The organism is Streptomyces sp. NPDC001904 (genome assembly GCF_040297005.1).
Lineage (GTDB): Bacteria > Actinomycetota > Actinomycetes > Streptomycetales > Streptomycetaceae > Streptomyces.
In genome coordinates, this window is the sequence record NZ_JBEOYI010000007.1 from 128,623 (window position 1) to 145,163 (window position 16,541).

At 71.1% G+C, this 16,541-nt stretch carries 13 protein-coding genes and 1 pseudogene; 9 read left to right on the forward strand and 5 right to left on the reverse strand.

Going from position 1 to position 16,541, the window contains the following annotated elements; genetic code table 11:
* Position 1: 1 nt before the first annotated feature.
* Positions 2–1,714 (reverse strand): collagen-binding domain-containing protein, encoded by a 1,713-nt coding sequence (locus ABT127_RS13855; protein ID WP_351448501.1) that lies wholly within the window; start codon positions 1,712–1,714, stop codon positions 2–4.
* Positions 1,715–1,827: 113 nt separating this feature from the next.
* Here ABT127_RS13855 and xseA point away from each other — a divergent pair, with 113 nt between their 5' ends.
* From xseA to ABT127_RS13875, 4 genes and pseudogenes are all read left to right on the forward strand, one after another.
* Positions 1,828–3,045, forward strand: coding sequence for an exodeoxyribonuclease VII large subunit (gene xseA, locus ABT127_RS13860; protein WP_351448503.1), 1,218 nt, complete (start codon positions 1,828–1,830; stop codon positions 3,043–3,045).
* Between the two features lie 14 nt (positions 3,046–3,059).
* Entirely contained in the window at positions 3,060–3,305 is a 246-nt protein-coding gene (locus tag ABT127_RS13865) for an exodeoxyribonuclease VII small subunit (RefSeq protein ID WP_351448506.1), read from the forward strand.
* Between the two features lie 114 nt (positions 3,306–3,419).
* Positions 3,420–4,010: a malonic semialdehyde reductase gene (locus tag ABT127_RS13870; RefSeq protein WP_351448508.1), complete on the forward strand. Its 591-nt coding sequence runs from the start codon at positions 3,420–3,422 to the stop codon at positions 4,008–4,010.
* Between the two features lie 126 nt (positions 4,011–4,136).
* Positions 4,137–4,328 (forward strand): annotated as a pseudogene (locus ABT127_RS13875) (malonic semialdehyde reductase); the annotation flags it as partial.
* A gap of 113 nt (positions 4,329–4,441) precedes the next feature.
* Here the strand turns inward: ABT127_RS13875 and ABT127_RS13880 are convergent.
* Positions 4,442–4,978: a DUF4245 domain-containing protein gene (locus ABT127_RS13880; protein ID WP_351448511.1), complete on the reverse strand. Its 537-nt coding sequence runs from the start codon at positions 4,976–4,978 to the stop codon at positions 4,442–4,444.
* A gap of 225 nt (positions 4,979–5,203) precedes the next feature.
* Here ABT127_RS13880 and glpX point away from each other — a divergent pair, with 225 nt between their 5' ends.
* A complete protein-coding gene (gene glpX / locus ABT127_RS13885; protein ID WP_351448513.1) occupies positions 5,204–6,244 on the forward strand; it encodes a class II fructose-bisphosphatase in 1,041 nt (346 codons plus the stop codon).
* 97 nt (positions 6,245–6,341) lie between these two features.
* Here glpX and ABT127_RS13890 read toward each other — a convergent pair whose 3' ends face one another.
* Both ABT127_RS13890 and ABT127_RS13895 read right to left on the reverse strand, forming a co-directional pair.
* A complete protein-coding gene (locus tag ABT127_RS13890) occupies positions 6,342–6,710 on the reverse strand; it encodes a WhiB family transcriptional regulator (RefSeq protein WP_351448516.1) in 369 nt (122 codons plus the stop codon).
* A 151-nt stretch (positions 6,711–6,861) separates the two neighbouring features.
* Positions 6,862–7,542, reverse strand: a complete 681-nt coding sequence (locus ABT127_RS13895) for a DUF1707 SHOCT-like domain-containing protein (protein WP_351448519.1) — start codon at positions 7,540–7,542, stop codon at positions 6,862–6,864.
* Between the two features lie 165 nt (positions 7,543–7,707).
* Between ABT127_RS13895 and ABT127_RS13900 the strand changes: the two genes are divergently transcribed.
* The 4 genes from ABT127_RS13900 (at position 7,708) to ABT127_RS13915 (ending at position 14,025) form a co-directional block, all read left to right on the forward strand.
* The gene (locus ABT127_RS13900; RefSeq protein ID WP_351448522.1) at positions 7,708–9,375 is read left to right on the forward strand and encodes a fumarate hydratase; all 1,668 of its coding nucleotides are present in this window, start codon (positions 7,708–7,710) and stop codon (positions 9,373–9,375) included.
* Between the two features lie 92 nt (positions 9,376–9,467).
* Positions 9,468–10,862 (forward strand): class II fumarate hydratase, encoded by a 1,395-nt coding sequence (locus ABT127_RS13905; protein WP_351448525.1) that lies wholly within the window; start codon positions 9,468–9,470, stop codon positions 10,860–10,862.
* A 74-nt stretch (positions 10,863–10,936) separates the two neighbouring features.
* Positions 10,937–11,620, forward strand: coding sequence for a cytidylyl-2-hydroxypropylphosphonate hydrolase (gene fomD / locus ABT127_RS13910; protein WP_351448527.1), 684 nt, complete (start codon positions 10,937–10,939; stop codon positions 11,618–11,620).
* A 440-nt stretch (positions 11,621–12,060) separates the two neighbouring features.
* Positions 12,061–14,025 carry an ATP-binding SpoIIE family protein phosphatase gene (locus ABT127_RS13915; protein ID WP_351449077.1) on the forward strand — a complete coding sequence of 655 codons (1,965 nt, stop codon included), beginning with the start codon at positions 12,061–12,063 and terminating at the stop codon, positions 14,023–14,025.
* A gap of 69 nt (positions 14,026–14,094) precedes the next feature.
* Here ABT127_RS13915 and ABT127_RS13920 read toward each other — a convergent pair whose 3' ends face one another.
* Complete coding sequence (locus tag ABT127_RS13920; RefSeq protein ID WP_351448530.1) at positions 14,095–16,404, reverse strand: transglycosylase domain-containing protein; 2,310 nt, start codon at positions 16,402–16,404, stop codon at positions 14,095–14,097.
* Positions 16,405–16,541 lie beyond the last annotated feature (137 nt).

A 16,541-nucleotide genomic window follows, 5' to 3' on the forward strand; every position in this document is an offset into this window, starting at 1 on the left:
GTCAGCGGCGGCCGTTCCTGCGCAGCCGTCCGAAGGCCAGGGCTCCGGCACCGGCGGCCACCAGGGCCACCGCGATGCCGCCGATGACGGCGGTGCCCCGGGCGTCGGTTCCGGTGTGGGCGAGGCCGGGGCCGGCGGGCGTGGAGGGCGGCGGGGTGGCGGGTGGCGTGGCGGGCGGGGTGGGGGTCTGCGGGGGTGATGTGGGCGGTGCGGGGGCGGACGTGGTGCCGCTCGGGGTCGGAGTCGGGGTCGGGGTTTCTGTGGAGGGGCTGGGCGTCGGGGTCGGAGAAGGCGTGGGAGTGTCCGACGGGGACGGCGAGGGGGTGGGTGTGGGGCTGTCCGACGGGGTCGGCGTCGGCGTCGGGGTGTCCGACGGGGACGGCGAGGGGGTGGGCGATCCGTTGACGACTGTGGGAGTCGGCGTAGGGGTCGGCGACTCGTCCGTCGGGGTCGGCGTGGGCGACGGCGTCTCACCCGGCTGCGAAGGCGTCGGCGTGGGAGTCGGCGTAGGCGTCGGCGACTCGTCCGTCGGGGTCGGCGTGGGCGAAGGCGACTCACCCGGCTGCGAAGGCGTCGGCGTCGGCGTGGTCCCGTCGTCGCACTGAACGGTCGCGTCGAACGGGTGGTAGTGCATCTCCCCCGCGTTGACCGCGTTCCCCCCGACCGCCGCCGTCGCCCCCTGCACGAGCGACTTGACGACGACGTCGCCCTCGATGTTCGAGGAGTCCAGGTCGATGAACTCGGCGTTCGGCGCGTAGACCGTGCCCTCGATCTGGTCGCCGTCGGGGTTGGTGATCCGGGTCGCGTCCGGGAAGTCCCACAGAATGTGGTTCTCGGAGTTGCCGACGCCGGCCATGGTCGGGGCGTGCCAGGTGAAGTCGCCGCCCTCGGCGGTGGTGTCCACGACGACGACCAGGGGCGCGGCGGCCGTCGGCTGGTCGAGCAGGGTCAGCGTGGAGATGTTGTCGAGCATCGCGCCGGTGAGGTGCAGCACGTTGGTGCGGGTGGCGTCGAGGGAGAGCTTGATCTGGGAGCCGGGCGCCACCGTGGACTGGTCCGGGAGCGGGTTGCCGTTCCCGTCGCGCAGGACGACGTTGTTGGCGCAGGTCGCCATCCGGGCGGCCCGTTCCCGGTACGCGGTGAACAGGGCGGGGAAGTCCATCAGGTCCGCGGGACCCACCTGCGCCGGAGTCTCACGGGTGGTGAGTTCGATGCGCGGGGTGGCGTCGTAGCCGGCGCCCTGAACGCCGACGCGGGTGTTGACCGCGGCGCCGTTGCCGTCGGTGTCCCGGGCCTGCCCGCCGGTCATGTCGCCGATCTTCACGTAGCCGTTCTGCAGGACCCTGAGGACGCCGGACGGGTTGCTCTGGTCGTAGCGGACGCGGCCGCCGACGAGCAGCGTGGTGGGCCGAGAGTCGCCGGGGGCGACGAAGGTGCCCGGGACGTTCAGGGAGACGTTGTAACCGGCGCCGAAGCGCAGGTCGCCGCCGACCGCGACCGGACCCTCCGACTCGGTGCTGCCGAGGTAGGCGTCGCCCTCGGTGACGACGCCGAAGCCGTTGCTGCCCGCGACCGGATTGCCGACCGTGACGGTGTCGCGGACCGCGGCGGCCGGCGCGGAGCGGACCGGTGAGGCGGCCACCAGGGCGCAGGCGCACACGGCGCCGGTCGCCGCCACAGCCACCGGGACGGCTGTCCTGATCAGATTTGTCATACCGGCCGACGCTAGGGACGGCCGGGGATGGGGTGCGGCAGGTCGCGCCGGGGCGCGCACAGGACAACCCGTGTGACCCACAGGCTGTCGGTCCCGGCGGCTACGCTCGCGGCATGGCTGTCAACACGTCCTCGGACACCCCGATCCCCGTCGGCGAGGTGTCCCGGCTGATCGGCGGATGGATCGACCGGCTCGGTGCCGTGTGGGTCGAGGGGCAGATCACCCAGCTGTCCCGGCGGCCCGGTGCCGGTGTCGTGTTCCTGACGCTGCGCGACCCGTCGCACGACATCTCGGTCTCGGTCACCTGCTACCGGCAGGTGTTCGACGCGGTGGCGGACGTGGTCCGCGAGGGGTCCCGGGTCGTCGTGCACGCGAAGCCGGAGTGGTACGCGCCGCGCGGTCAGCTCTCGCTGCGGGCCGCCGAGATCCGGCCGGTCGGCGTCGGTGAGCTGCTCGCGCGCCTGGAGCAGCTGAAGAAGTCGCTGGCGGCCGAGGGGCTCTTCGCAGCCGACCGCAAGAAGCCGCTGCCGTTCCTGCCGCAGCTGATCGGCCTGGTCTGCGGGCGGGCCTCGGCCGCCGAGCGCGACGTCCTGGAGAACGCACGGCACCGCTGGCCCGCCGTCCGCTTCGAGGTGCGCAATGTGCCGGTGCAGGGCGTGCACGCGGTGCCGCAGGTCGTCCAGGCGGTCAAGGAGCTGGACGCGCTGGCCGAGGTCGACGTGATCGTCGTGGCGCGCGGCGGCGGCAGCGTGGAGGATCTGCTGCCGTTCTCGGACGAGCAGTTGGTACGGGCCGTGGCGGCGTGCCGGACACCGGTCGTCTCCGCGATCGGCCACGAGCCGGACAATCCGCTCCTCGATCACGTCGCCGACCTGCGGGCCTCCACCCCGACCGACGCCGCCAAGAAGGTGGTGCCGGACGTGGGCGAGGAGTACGAGCGGGTGCGGTTCCTGCGGGACCGGGCCCGGCGCAGTGTGGAGGCGTTCCTCGACCGGGAGGAGCGGGGGCTCGCTGCGGCGCTGGCCCGGCCGTCGATAGAGGACCCGCACCGCATGGTCGACGACCGCGAGGCGCAGATCACGGCGCTGACCGAGCGCAGCCGCCGCACCCTCGGCCATCTCCTGGACCGCGCCGAGTCGGAGCTGACGCACACGCACGCGCGTGTGGTCGCCCTCTCGCCGGCCGCCACCCTCAAGCGGGGCTACGCGGTCCTGCAGAAGGCGGACGGCCATGTGGTGCGCGCTCCGGAGGAGGCGGCGGGCGGCGAGGAGCTGCGGGCCCGGGTCGCCGAGGGCGAGTTCACCGTACGAGTCACAGGAACCGAAGCGTGAGGACGGACAACAGCATGACCACGAAGGCGGCCGACGAGGCGCTCGGCTATGAGCAGGCCCGGGACGAACTGATCGACGTCGTACGGCGGTTGGAGGCCGGCGGCACGTCCCTGGAGGAGTCGCTCGCGCTGTGGGAGCGGGGCGAGGAGCTGGCGAAGGTGTGCCGGCGCTGGCTGGACGGGGCGCGGGCCCGGCTGGACGCGGCGCTGGCCGAGGAGTCCGCCGGGGACGGGGAGGCGGGCGACCCGGAGGAGGACTGACGCCGGGCGCCCCCGTGCCTCTTGTGAACAGGGTCACGAAGGTGTTTGTTGAAAGTTGAACCTCATCGGCGTAGGGTCAGGGACGTCAGTTGATCCGTACGAGAAGGTTGATCAATGTCCCTCGTTCTTGACTCCGCCGCCCAGGACCTGCTCTTCCGCGAGGCCCGCACCGCGAACACCTTCACCGACGAGCCGGTGACCGACGAGCAGGTCCAGGCGATCTACGACCTGGTCAAGTACGGCCCCACCGCCTTCAACCAGTCGCCGCTGCGCATCACCCTGGTCCGCTCCCCCGAGGCCCGTGAGCGCCTGGTGAAGCACATGGCCGAGGGCAACCAGCCGAAGACCGCGTCGGCCCCGCTGGTCGCGATCCTCTCGGCGGACAACGAGTTCCACGAGGAGCTGCCGCAGCTTCTCCCGCACTTCCCGCAGGCCAAGGACGCGTTCTTCTCCGAGCGCCCGGTCCGCGAGCAGGCCGCGCTGGTCAACGCCACGCTGCAGGCCGGCTACTTCATCATGGGCGTGCGTGCCGCCGGCCTGGCCGCGGGCCCGATGACCGGCTTCGACTTCGGCGGCGTCCAGAAGGAGTTCCTGGACGACGACCACACCCCCCTGATGGTCATCAACATCGGCAAGCCCGGCGACAACGCCTGGTTCCCCCGCTCCCCGCGCCTCGCCCAGGACCAGGTCATCACCACCGTCTGAGCCAGACACCCCCCAGCACACACGAAGACCCCGACTTCCCCCAGAAGCCGGGGTCTTTCGCTCACCCGCCACACCGGCAGGCCTTCCCGGCCGGGGGTCCGGGGGTCGCCCCCGGGAAGGCACAGCATCATGGGCGTGCGTGCCGCCGGTCTGGCCGCGGGCCCGATGACCGGCTTCGACTTCGGCGGCGTCCAGAAGGAGTTCCTGGACGACGACCACACCCCCCTGATGGTCATCAACATCGGCAAGCCCGGCGACAACGCCTGGTTCCCCCGCTCCCCGCGCCTCGCCCAGGACCAGGTCATCACCACCGTCTGAGCCAGACACCCCCCAGCACACGCAAAGACCCCGGCTTCCCCCAGAAGCCGGGGTCTTTCGTCATGCCCTCGGTCGACCGGACGGCCCCGCCCGACGAATCCGGGGCGACACCGTCACGCCGACGTGTCGCGCTCCATCTTCAGCGACTCGGCCATCTTCGTCAGGCCGTCGAAGCCGGCCGTGCCGGTCACCACCGTCGTGGCCTTCTTCTGCTTCAGGACCAGGGCGTCGTACTTCTCGCCCTTGTAGCGCTGCCACCGCGCCCCGTTGATGGTCTGCTCGTGGCGGGTCTCCTCGGCGCCCTGGCTCGCCTCGTCGATGAAGCGGGACGGCTTGTCCGTCGACTGCTCGACGGCGATGTACTGGCCGTCGGGGTCGAGGAAGCCGAGATGCCAGGCCTCGTTGCCCTCGCCGTCGTAGCGCACGGACGTCGGCTTCCACGACTTCGCCAGGCCCTCGGGGGCGGCCACCGGATAGGAGGCCGCACGGCGGGCCGAGAGCAGCTCCACCCGGTAGTCCACGCGCTTGACAGGCGTCTCCTTGGAGTCGTCGTGCGGGACGAACGCGTAGATCACGCCCGCCGCCACGACACAGACACCCAGGGACAGCACCAGGCTGCCCACCGTCTTCTTGCCATTTCTTCCTGCCACCCGCCCATCGTCGCAGGTGGCCGAACGATCTCCGCCGGGAGGTCCCCGTTCGCGGCCCGGTATGCACCTCGATGTGCATACCTGTCATGAACGTAACCGCTCATTCGTGGGGCGGTCTGCTCAGATTGTCGTACGAACGATAGAGTCGGGACACATCAACCCTCATCCGGCCGTCGTCGTATCCCGGTGAAACGCAGAAACGCCGGAACAGAAAGGTGCGTCTCGATGACCGAGCATCAGCATCACCAGCTGCCGTCCGAACTCGAGGTTCCCTCCGAGGCCCCCGACCGCAACCTCGCCCTGGAACTCGTCCGCGTCACCGAGGCGGCCGCCATGGCCGCCGGCCGCTGGGTCGGCCGCGGCGACAAGAACGGGGCGGACGGCGCCGCCGTGCGCGCCATGCGGACCCTCGTCTCCACCGTGTCGATGAACGGTGTCGTCGTCATCGGCGAGGGTGAGAAGGACGAGGCCCCGATGCTGTTCAACGGGGAGCACGTCGGGGACGGGACCGGCGCCGAGGTCGACATCGCCGTCGACCCGATCGACGGCACGACGCTCTGCGCGAAGGGCATGCCGAACGCGATCGCGGTGCTGGCCGCCGCCGACCGCGGCACGATGTTCGACCCGTCCGCCGTCTTCTACATGGACAAGCTGGTCACCGGCCCGGAGGCCGCCGACTACGTGGACATCAACGCCCCGGTGTCGGTGAACATCCGCCGGGTCGCCAAGGCGAAGCGGCGCTCCCCCGAGGACGTCACCGTCGTCATCCTCGACCGCCCGCGCCACGAGGGCATCATCAAGGAGATCCGGGAGACCGGCGCCCGGATCAAGCTGATCTCGGACGGCGATGTCGCCGGTTCGATCCTCGCCGTGCGCGAGGGCACCGGCGTCGACCTGATGCTCGGCATCGGCGGTACGCCGGAGGGCATCATCTCCGCCTGCGCCATGAAGTGCCTGGGCGGTGTGATCCAGGGCAAGCTGTGGCCCAAGGACGCCGAGGAGCGGCAGCGGGCGCTGGACGCCGGGCACGACCTGGACCGGGTGCTGGCCACCGACGACCTGGTCTCCGGGGAGAACGTGTTCTTCGTCGCCACCGGCATCACGGACGGCGAACTGCTGCGCGGCGTCCGGTACCAGTCCGAGGGCGCGACCACGTCGTCGCTCGTGATGCGGTCCAAGTCCGGGACCATTCGGCAGATCGACTCGGAGCACCGGCTGAGCAAGCTGCGCGCCTACTCGGCGATCGATTTCGACCGGGCCAAGTAGCGGGCCCGTACCGCGGCCGGAGGCGCCCCGTCGCACGGGGCGCCTTTCTCGCGCCTGAGGCCCTCGCACACTCCCCCGCGCCCCGTGCGGGCGTCGGCTAGCCCGCGGCCGCCACCGGGCGGCCCGTGTTCTTGAGTTCCACGTCGCGGCGGCGCCTGCGCGCCAGCACCACCCTGCGCTCGGCCGCCGTCAGGCCGCCCCACACCCCGTACGGCTCCGGCTGGAGCAGGGCGTGCTCGCGGCACTCGACCAGGACCGGGCAGCGGGCGCAGACCCGCTTGGCCGCCTCCTCGCGCGCGAGGCGCGCGGCGGTGGGCTCCTTTGATGGGGCGAAGAACAGTCCCGCCTCGTCGCGCCTGCACACGGCCTCCGTGTGCCACGGTGCGTCCTGATCCCGGTCCCGCACGGGCACCCGCTGTTGCGGAACGGCGGTGACCTGCAAGGACTGATGCGGCGGATGCAGCACGGTCTACTCCTGACGACGGCTTACGGCGGCTTTCGCGAGCTTCAGAGGCAACAGGGGTCGATCGGTAGACGATGCCCCAAGCTCTACCCGCTGTGTCGACGCCTATGCACTGAGTTCCGAAGCACGGAAGTTCCCGGGCCCGTACGGGAGTTCAGCCGAAGTGCTTGCGCAGGTGCTTCTCGATCTTCGCGACGATCCTGCCGCGCTTGGGTCTCGCCTCGATGCTGCCGAGCACCGCGGCCCCGTCGACGTAGACGACCGGCGCGTCGGGCTCCGGCGCGTCCATCGCGTCCACCTCGAAGCTGCCGAGGATGCCGCCGCCGCTGCCGCGCAGCGAGATGTTCTCCGGGACCCGGATGTCGACGCTGCCGAAGACGGAGACCGCCTTGATGTAGACCTGCGGGTACTCGAAGATCGCCTCGCTGAGGTCGATCTCCACACTGCCGAACACGGCGTACGCGTGCGTGCGCCGCCCCACGCGCCAGCGGCCCCTGCGGGTGGTGGAGCTGAACACCGCCACGAGGTTCTCCCCCGGCAGCGGCGGGATGGTGCCGGGGGCCGGCTGGTCCGGCGCCGGGGCGGCGACGGACGGCCTGCTCGTGTGCGCGCCGGGCAGATCCCTGACCAGCGGCTCCAGCTCACCCACCGTCTTGGCGCGGTACACCCCGTCGATGCGCTCGGCGTGCTCGTCCGCGTCGATCCGGCCCTCCGCCAGCGCCTCGCGCAGGATGTCCGCGATCCGGTCCCGGTCCGCGTCGGACGCGCGCAGGTCGGCGGGGGCCGGCGCGGAGGCGGTCGGGGCGGGCTGCTCAGGGCGCTTTTGAAGGTCCACGGCAGCAGCGTACCCAAACGCGATAGATCGCGACTAGGGTGCGCGGCCACCGAACCGGGACCGACTGAGCCTTACCTCACAGGTCCGGCCGCCCGGCCAGGTTCTACGCTGGTTGGCGCTGCCAATGGATGCCAGCTGCCACCGGTCGAAAGAGGAATGGGCGAGATGCCTGAGTTCGCGTACACCGATCTGCTCCCCCAGGGCGAGGACACCACCCCGTACCGCCTGGTGACCTCGGAGGGCGTCACCACCGCCGAGGGGCCGGACGGCCGTACGTTCCTGAAGGTCGAGCCGGAGGCGCTGCGCACGCTCGCCGCCGAGGCGATCCACGACATCCAGCACTACCTGCGCCCGGCCCACCTCGCGCAGCTGCGCCGCATCGTGGACGACCCCGAGGCGTCGAACAACGACAAGTTCGTGGCGCTCGACCTGCTGAAGAACGCGAACATCGCGGCCGCGGGCGTGCTGCCGATGTGCCAGGACACCGGCACCGCGATCGTCATGGGCAAGCGCGGGCAGAACGTGCTGACCGAGGGCGAGGACGAGAAGGCGCTCTCCAAGGGCATCTACGACGCCTACAAGAACCTGAACCTGCGCTACTCGCAGATGGCCCCGCTGAACATGTGGGACGAGAAGAACACCGGCTCGAACCTGCCCGCGCAGATCGAGCTGTACGCGACCGACGGCGGCGCCTACAAGTTCCTCTTCATGGCGAAGGGCGGCGGCTCGGCCAACAAGTCGTTCCTCTACCAGGAGACGAAGGCCGTCCTGAACGAGGCCTCCATGATGAAGTTCCTGGAGGAGAAGATCCGGTCGCTCGGCACCGCCGCGTGCCCGCCGTACCACCTCGCCATCGTCGTCGGCGGCACGAGCGCCGAGTACGCGCTGAAGACCGCGAAGTACGCCTCCGCGCACTACCTGGACAACGTCCCCTCCGAGGGCTCCGCGCTCGGCCACGGCTTCCGGGACAAGGAGCTGGAGGAGAAGGTCTTCGAGCTGACGCAGAAGATCGGCATCGGCGCGCAGTTCGGCGGCAAGTACTTCTGCCACGACGTGCGCGTGGTGCGCCTGCCCCGGCACGGCGCCTCCTGCCCGGTCGCCATCGCCGTCTCCTGCTCGGCCGACCGCCAGGCCGTCGCGAAGATCACCGCCGAGGGCGTCTTCCTGGAGCAGCTGGAGACGGACCCGGCGCGCTTCCTGCCGGAGACGACGGACGAGCATCTGGAAGAGGGCGATGTCGTCGGCATCGACCTGAACCAGCCGATGGACGCCATCCTCGCCGAGCTGACCAAGCACCCGGTCAAGACCCGGCTCTCCCTGACCGGCCCGCTCGTGGTCGCCCGCGACATCGCGCACGCCAAGATCAAGGAGCGGCTCGACGCGGGCGAGGAGATGCCGCAGTACCTGAAGGACCACCCGGTGTACTACGCGGGCCCGGCGAAGACGCCCGAGGGGTACGCGTCCGGCTCCTTCGGCCCGACCACGGCCGGCCGCATGGACTCCTACGTCGAGCAGTTCCAGGCCGCGGGCGGCTCCAAGGTGATGCTCGCCAAGGGCAACCGCTCCCAGCAGGTCACCGACGCGTGCGACGCGCACGGCGGCTTCTACCTCGGCTCCATCGGCGGCCCGGCCGCCCGCCTCGCCCAGGACTGCATCAAGAAGGTCGAGGTCGTCGAGTACGAGGAGCTCGGCATGGAGGCGGTCTGGAAGATCGAGGTCGAGGACTTCCCGGCGTTCGTCGTCGTCGACGACAAGGGCAACGACTTCTTCCAGAACCCGGCCCCCGAGCCGACGTTCACGCACATCCCGGTGCGCGGTCCCGGCCTGGTCTGACCCCGCCCGCGTATCCGCCGGACGGGCCCGATGAACGGCTCGTCCGGCGTTGCGCCGGGAACACCGGCGCGGGTGCACGTGCTGTACCAGGTATGACCGACTACCGCATCGAGCACGATTCCATGGGCGAGGTCCGTGTCCCCGCCACCGCCAAGTGGCGGGCCCAGACCCAGCGCGCCGTGGAGAACTTCCCCGTCTCCGGCCAGCGCCTGGAGCGCGCCCACATCGAGGCCCTGGCCCGGATCAAGGGCGCGGCCGCGAAGGTCAACGCGGAGCTGGGGGTGCTCGACAAGGACATCGCCGGCGCCATCGCGGACGCGGCGGCCGAGGTCGCCGAGGGGCGCTGGGACGACGAGTTCCCGGTCGACGTCTTCCAGACCGGCTCCGGCACCTCCTCGAACATGAACACCAACGAGGTGCTCGCCACCCTCGCCACCGAGCGGCTGGACCGCCCCGGCTTCACGGTGCACCCGAACGACCACGTGAACGCCTCGCAGTCGTCGAACGACGTCTTCCCGTCCTCGATCCACATCGCCGCGACGGCCGCCGTCACCCACGACCTGATCCCGGCCCTCGACCACCTCGCCGCGTCCCTGGAGCGCAAGGCGGAGGAGTTCGCGGACGTCGTGAAGTCGGGCCGTACGCACCTGATGGACGCGACGCCGGTGACGCTGGGCCAGGAGTTCGGCGGGTACGCGGCGCAGGTCCGCTACGGCGTCGAGCGGCTCACCGCCTCGCTCCCCCGGCTCGCCGAACTGCCCCTGGGCGGCACGGCCGTCGGTACGGGCATCAACACGCCGCCCGGGTTCTCGCCCGCCGTGATCGCCGAAGTGGCCCGCGCCACCGGGCTGCCGCTGACCGAGGCGCGCGACCACTTCGAGGCGCAGGGCGCGCGCGACGGCATCGTGGAGACCTCCGGGCAGCTGCGGACCATCGCGGTCGGCCTGACGAAGATCGCCAACGATCTCCGGTGGGCGGCGTCCGGACCCCGCACGGGCCTCGCGGAGATCAACCTGCCCGACCTCCAGCCCGGCTCCTCGATCATGCCGGGCAAGGTGAATCCGGTCATTCCCGAGGCCACCCTGATGGTCGCCGCACAGGTGATCGGCAATGACGCGACGGTGGCCACGGCGGGCGCGGCGGGCAATTTCGAGCTGAACGTCATGCTTCCGGTGATCGCCAAGAATGTCCTGGAATCGATCCGGCTGCTCGCGTCCGTCTCCCGGCTCCTGGCCGACCGCACGGTCGACGGCATCACCGCCAACCGGGAGCGCGCCCGCGAGTACGCCGAGTCTTCCCCCTCGGTCGTGACCCCGCTGAACAAGTACATCGGCTACGAGGAGGCGGCCAAGGTCGCCAAGAAGTCCCTCGCCGAGCGGAAGACCGTCCGCGAGGTCGTGATGGAGGGCGGATACGTCGAGCGCGGCGACCTCACCGAGGCGCAGCTGGACGAGGCGCTGGATGTCCTGCGGATGACCCGTCCGTAACGAGTGATGGCCGGATGGCGTCATCGTGACGTCGGTCGCTGCCGTCGTATGCCAGCGGCACCTAATATCTGTCCATGACAGACAACGACCGGACGGGCGAGGGGCGCTGGGCGCCCGGGGAGCAGATCCTGTGGCGTTATCGCGCCAATACGGGCCACCCGGGTTCCGGGCCTGTCCACATCTGCCGTCCGGTCACGGTCGTCCAGGACACCGACGACCTGCTCGCCGCCTGGATGGCCCCGGGCACCGAGTGCGTCAGGCCGGTGCTCGCGGACGGCACCCCGCTGCACCGCGAGCCGCTGGCGACCCGCTACACCAAGCCGCGCACCGTGCACCGCGACCGCTGGTTCGGCGCCGGCGTGCTGAAGCTGGCACGCCCCGGCGAGCCGTGGTCGGTGTGGCTGTTCTGGGAGCAGGACTGGCGCTTCCGCAACTGGTACGTGAACCTCGAACAGCCGCAGACCCGCTGGTCGGGCGGTGTCGACTCCGAGGACCACTTCCTCGACCTGTCGGTGTACGAGGACCGGAGCTGGCGCTGGCACGACGAGGACGAGTTCGCGCAGGCCCAGGCGGTGGGCCTGATGGGCGTGGAGCAGGCCCGGCGGGTCCGCGAGGCGGGCGCGCGGGCCGTCGAGGTGATCGAGGACTGGGGCCATCCGTTCGCCGACGGCTGGCAGCACTGGCGCCCCGATCCGGCGTGGCCGGTGCCGCCGCTGCCCGCCGACTGGGACCGTACGCCCGCGCATGTGTCCTCATGAGACCCTTGATGCGCCCCCGGGGAGGAAACGTAGGATCGTCCTCCGCAAGAGCGAACAACTGCGGATGTGTGGAGTTCCGGCGGCAACTCTTCGCACCAGTAGTGGGTCTGACACGATGTCAACGAGGCCATCGAGGGGCGGCGGGACCGTGAGCGTGGGTGGATCGGGCGGCGTGGGCCGTCAACTCAGGGGTGTCCCGTCCGAGATGGCCGACAGACACCTGCCCGCGGCCGTCCCCGCCCCGTGCGACGCCGGGATTCCGTTCCCTGGGCACACGTTCCGGGTATCGGCCTTTCTGCGGGCACCCGAGCACCAGCTGTTCATCAACGGCCGACGCATCGGCCAGTGACACGGCGCGCAGCCCCGGACGGACGGATTCGACACGCGTGACGGAGCACTCAGCCTCTTATCAAGGCTCCCACGAAGGCCGCCATCACGGCATGGCGGCCCGCCCCGCGGACCCTCGCGCGGCGCTGCGGCACACCCCGCAGTCCGCGGAGGGCTCCGGCGGGTTACCGGAGCAGCCGCGCCGCTCCGCCACGCCCTCGTCCGCGGACGCCGAGCACTCGCAGCCACGGACGCCGTCGCCCGAGCCGGTGCGCCCCGACCCGTCCGGGCCGCCGGCCGGCGGCGGCGAGCGGCGCTCCGGGCAGCCGCGTCCGGCGGGCCAGCCGGTGGCGATGCGCCGGGACGGGGACCGGCTGCGGTTCGTGGGCGCCGCGACCCGGCGGATCGCCCGCGGCATCGACCTCGACGAGATCGTGATGGGCCTGTGCCGGGCCACGGTGCCGACGTTCTCGGACGCGATCCTGGTCTATCTGCGCGAGCCGCTGCCGGTCGGCGACGAGCGTCCGACGGGCCCGATGGTGCTGCGGCTGCGCCGCACCGACCGGATCCCCGACGCCGGGGACGCCGACACCGACAACGGCTCCATCCTGGCCGTGCCGCTCCCGCCGCAGACGGAACTGGCGTCGGGAAGCGCCGAGTTGTGCGAGGTGCGGGTCGGCGGCGCGCTCGCCGAGGTGCTGCGCGGCGTCCGCCCGGTGTTCGCGGACACGACGGCCGCGCAGGCCGCGCTGCCCGAACTCCTGGGCGGCGAGCCGTCGCTGCCGACCGGGCAGCGCGTCATCCTGGCTCCGCTGCGCGGGCGCCGGAGGGTGATCGGGGCCGCGGTCTTCCTGCGCCGCCAGGACCGGATCCCCTTCGACCCCGACGACCTGCTGGTGGCGGGGCAGCTGGCGACGCACAGCGCGCTCGGCATCGACAAGGCGGTCCTGTACGGGCGCGAGGCGTACATCGCCGACGAGTTGCAGCGCACCATGCTCCCGGAGACCCTGCCGCGCCCGACCGGCGTCCGGCTGGCCTCCCGCTACCTCCCGGCGGCGGAGACCGCGCGGGTCGGCGGCGACTGGTACGACGCGATCCCGCTGCCGGGCAGCCGGGTCGCCCTGGTCGTCGGTGACGTCATGGGGCACTCGATGACGTCGGCGGCCATCATGGGCCAGCTGCGCACGACGGCACAGACCCTCGCGGGGCTCGACCTGCCGCCGCAGGAGGTCCTGCACCACCTCGACGAGCAGGCACAGCGGCTCGGCACCGACCGCATGGCGACCTGCCTGTACGCGGTCTACGACCCGGTCTCGCACCGCATCACCATCGCCAACGCCGGGCATCCGCCGCCGGTCCTGCTCCATCTGGGCGGGCGCGCGGAGGTGCTGCGGGTGCCGCCGGGCGCCCCGATCGGCGTCGGCGGCGTCGACTTCGAGGCCGTGGAGCTGGACGCGCCCGCCGGGGCGACGCTGCTCCTCTACACGGACGGGCTCGTCGAGTCCCGGCTGCGCGACGTATGGACGGGCATAGAGCAGCTGCGCGAACGGCTGGCGAACACGGCCCAGTTGACGGGCCCGGACCATCCGCCGCCCCTGGAGGCCCTCTGCGACGAGGTGCTCGACATGCTCGGTCCGGGCGACCGGGACGACGACATCGCGCTGCTCGCCGCCCGCTTCGACGGGATCGCGCCGAGCGACGTCGCGTACTGGTTCCTGGAGCCGGAGGACGCGGCGCCGTCCCGGGCCCGGCGCCTCGCGCGCAGCGCGCTGGCCCGCTGGGGCCTGGAGGAGCTGACCGACTCCGTCGAGCTGCTGGTCAGCGAGGTCGTCACCAACGCGGTGCGGTACGCGTCCCGGCCGGTGACGCTGCGGCTGCTGCGCACCGACGTGCTGCGCTGCGAGGTCGGCGACGACGTACCGCAGTTGCCCCGGCAGCGGCAGGCGCGCGCCACCGACGAGGGCGGCCGCGGCCTGTTCCTGGTGAACCGTCTCGCCAGGCGCTGGGGTGCCACCCGGCTGTCCACCGGCAAGGTGGTCTGGTTCGAGCTGGCGCGGCCCGGCGGCGGCGCCTCCTGAGGCACGTACGGACGCGGACACGCCGAAGGGGCGCCGGACGGTCTCCGGCGCCCCTTCGCGTGTGCGTGGCTACTGCTCTTCCCTGCCGTTCACCGGGTTCTCCGGGATCTCGATCGTCGGGGAGTCCGTCGGGTTCGGCGGCTGCTCCGTCGTCGGGTCCTGGGTCGGCGTCTCGGTCGTGGGCTCCTGGGTCGGCGTCGTCGGCGTCTGCGTGGGCGCCTTCGTCGTCGGCGTCTGGCTCGGCGTCTCGCTCGACGGCTCCTCGGTCGGCGTGGCCGGGGCCGACGACGTGGGTGCGACGCCCGCGCCCATGTCCGTGTCCAGGCTGAACTTGCTGTTCGCGCTGGTCGAGTTGAACATGTACTGCGCCCAGATGCGGGCCGGGAAGCTGCCGCCGTCGACGCGCGGCAGTCCGCCGGCGCCCCTCATGGAGACGTGGCTGCCTTCCTCCGCCGTCTTGACGGCGCCCTCGCCGAACAGGCCCACGGACGTGACGAGGTCCGGCGTGTAGCCGGTGAACCAGGCCGACTTGTTGTCGTCGGAGGTACCGGTCTTGCCGGCCACCTGCTGGCCGTCGCGCGCCGCGTTGTCCCGGACCGACGCCTTCGCCGTACCGTCGTCGACCACACCGGTCAGCACCGAGGTGACCGAGTCGGCGACACCGCGCTCGACGACCCGGCCGCCGATCGCGTCCGGCAGCGGCTGCTTGGCGCCGCCGTAGGTCACCGACTTCAGGATCTTCGGGGTGACCTTCTTGCCGTGGTTGTCGAACGTCGCGTAGACCCCGGCCATCTCCAGCGGGCTCGCGCCCATGGTGCCGAGGGTCTGGGCCGCGTACGGCTTGAGGTCGTCGGAGTTCATGCCGAGCTGCTTGGCCGTCTCCATGACCTTGTCCATGCCGACGTCGATGCCCATCTGGGCGAAGACGGAGTTGATGGACTTGTTCATGGCCGTCTGCACGGTGACCGGACCGTAGTCGCGGTTGTCCTCGTTCGGCGGGGCGAAGCCGACCTTCCGGCCGTCCTCCTCCACCGGGCGCTTGCTCGTGCCGTCGTAGCTGGTGCTGGCCTTGATCGGCTGGCCGGACTGGGTCTCGGACTGGTTCTGCAGCGCGGCCGCGAGGATCACCGGCTTGAAGGTGGAGGCCGGCTGGTAGTCGTCGCGGGTGGCGTTGTTGACGTAGTGCTCGGTGTAGTCCTTGCCGCCGTACATCGCCAGGACCTTGCCGGTCCTGGGGTCGACCGAGACGGCGCCGGCCTGGACCCGGGCGTCCGCCTTCCTGGACTTCGGGTCGAGGTCGTCGGTCAGCTGCTGCGCGACCGACTTCTCCAGCTGCTTCTGCTTCTTGCGGTCGATGTTGAGGGTGATCGTGTAGCCGCCCGCGTCGAACTTCTCCTTGGGGATGCCGAGGTCCTTGATGGCCTCGGCCTTCGCGGCCTCGTAGAGATAGCCCTCCTGGCCGGTGAGGCCGGAGGCGGCCTTCGGCTTGTGCGGCGTGGGGAAGGTCAGGCCCTCGCGCTCGCTCGCGCCGAGCCAGTGCATCTCGACCATGTTGTCGAGGACGTAGTTCCAGCGCGCCTTGACGAGCTTCCTGCCGGTCGGGGTGGCGCTCGAATAGTCGTACTGGCTGGGGGCCTGGAGCAGCGCGGCCAGGTAGGCGCCCTGGTTCGGGCTCAGCTTCGAGGCGTCGATCCCGTAGTAGGCCTGCGCTGCGGCCTGGATGCCCCAGGCGCCGCGGCCGTAGTAACTGGTGTTGATGTACCCGGCGAGGATCTGTTCCTTGGAGTTCTGCCGCTCCACCTTCAGCGAGATGACCAGTTCCTTCAGCTTGCGCGTGACGGTCTGGTCCTGCGTGAGGTAGTAGTTCTTCACGTACTGCTGGGTGATCGTCGAACCACCCTGCTTGCCCTTGCCGGACAGGGTGTTGAACAGGCCGCGGGCGGTGCCCTTCAGGTCGACGCCCTTGTCGGTGTAGAACGACTTGTTCTCGGCGGCGACGAAGGAGTGCTGCACCTCGGGGGAGAGCTCCGACAGGTCGACGATCTCGCGGTTGACGTCGCCGGTGCGGGCCATCACGGCGCCGTCGCTGTACTCGAAGACGTTGCTCTGCAGCTTCGCCTCGTTGTTCCCGTCGGGTACGTCGATGACCATGTACAGCACGACGAACGCGCCCATGCAGACCAGTACGACGCCGAAGAAGGCGCCCAGCAGCTTCTTCCAGGTGAACATGCGGCGTATGAACCCCCGGTCGTCCTTGCCGTCCTTGCTCTTCCTACGGTCCGCGCGCCCGCCCTCGGCACGGTGTCCCGTCGCCGGGGCGGGCGCGGCACGGCGTGCGTCCCCGCGCTGCCGTGCCCGCCGCTCTTCCGCTCGGCCCATGACGTCTACCGCTCCGCATCTCGTCGTTCTCGGCGTGCTCCGGTGCGCGGATCATTCCGCACCGGCCTGTGAACCCGGCCCTTCCACCCCCAGTAGGCCTAATCAGTGCATGAAGCTAACACCGCGCCTACCGGCCA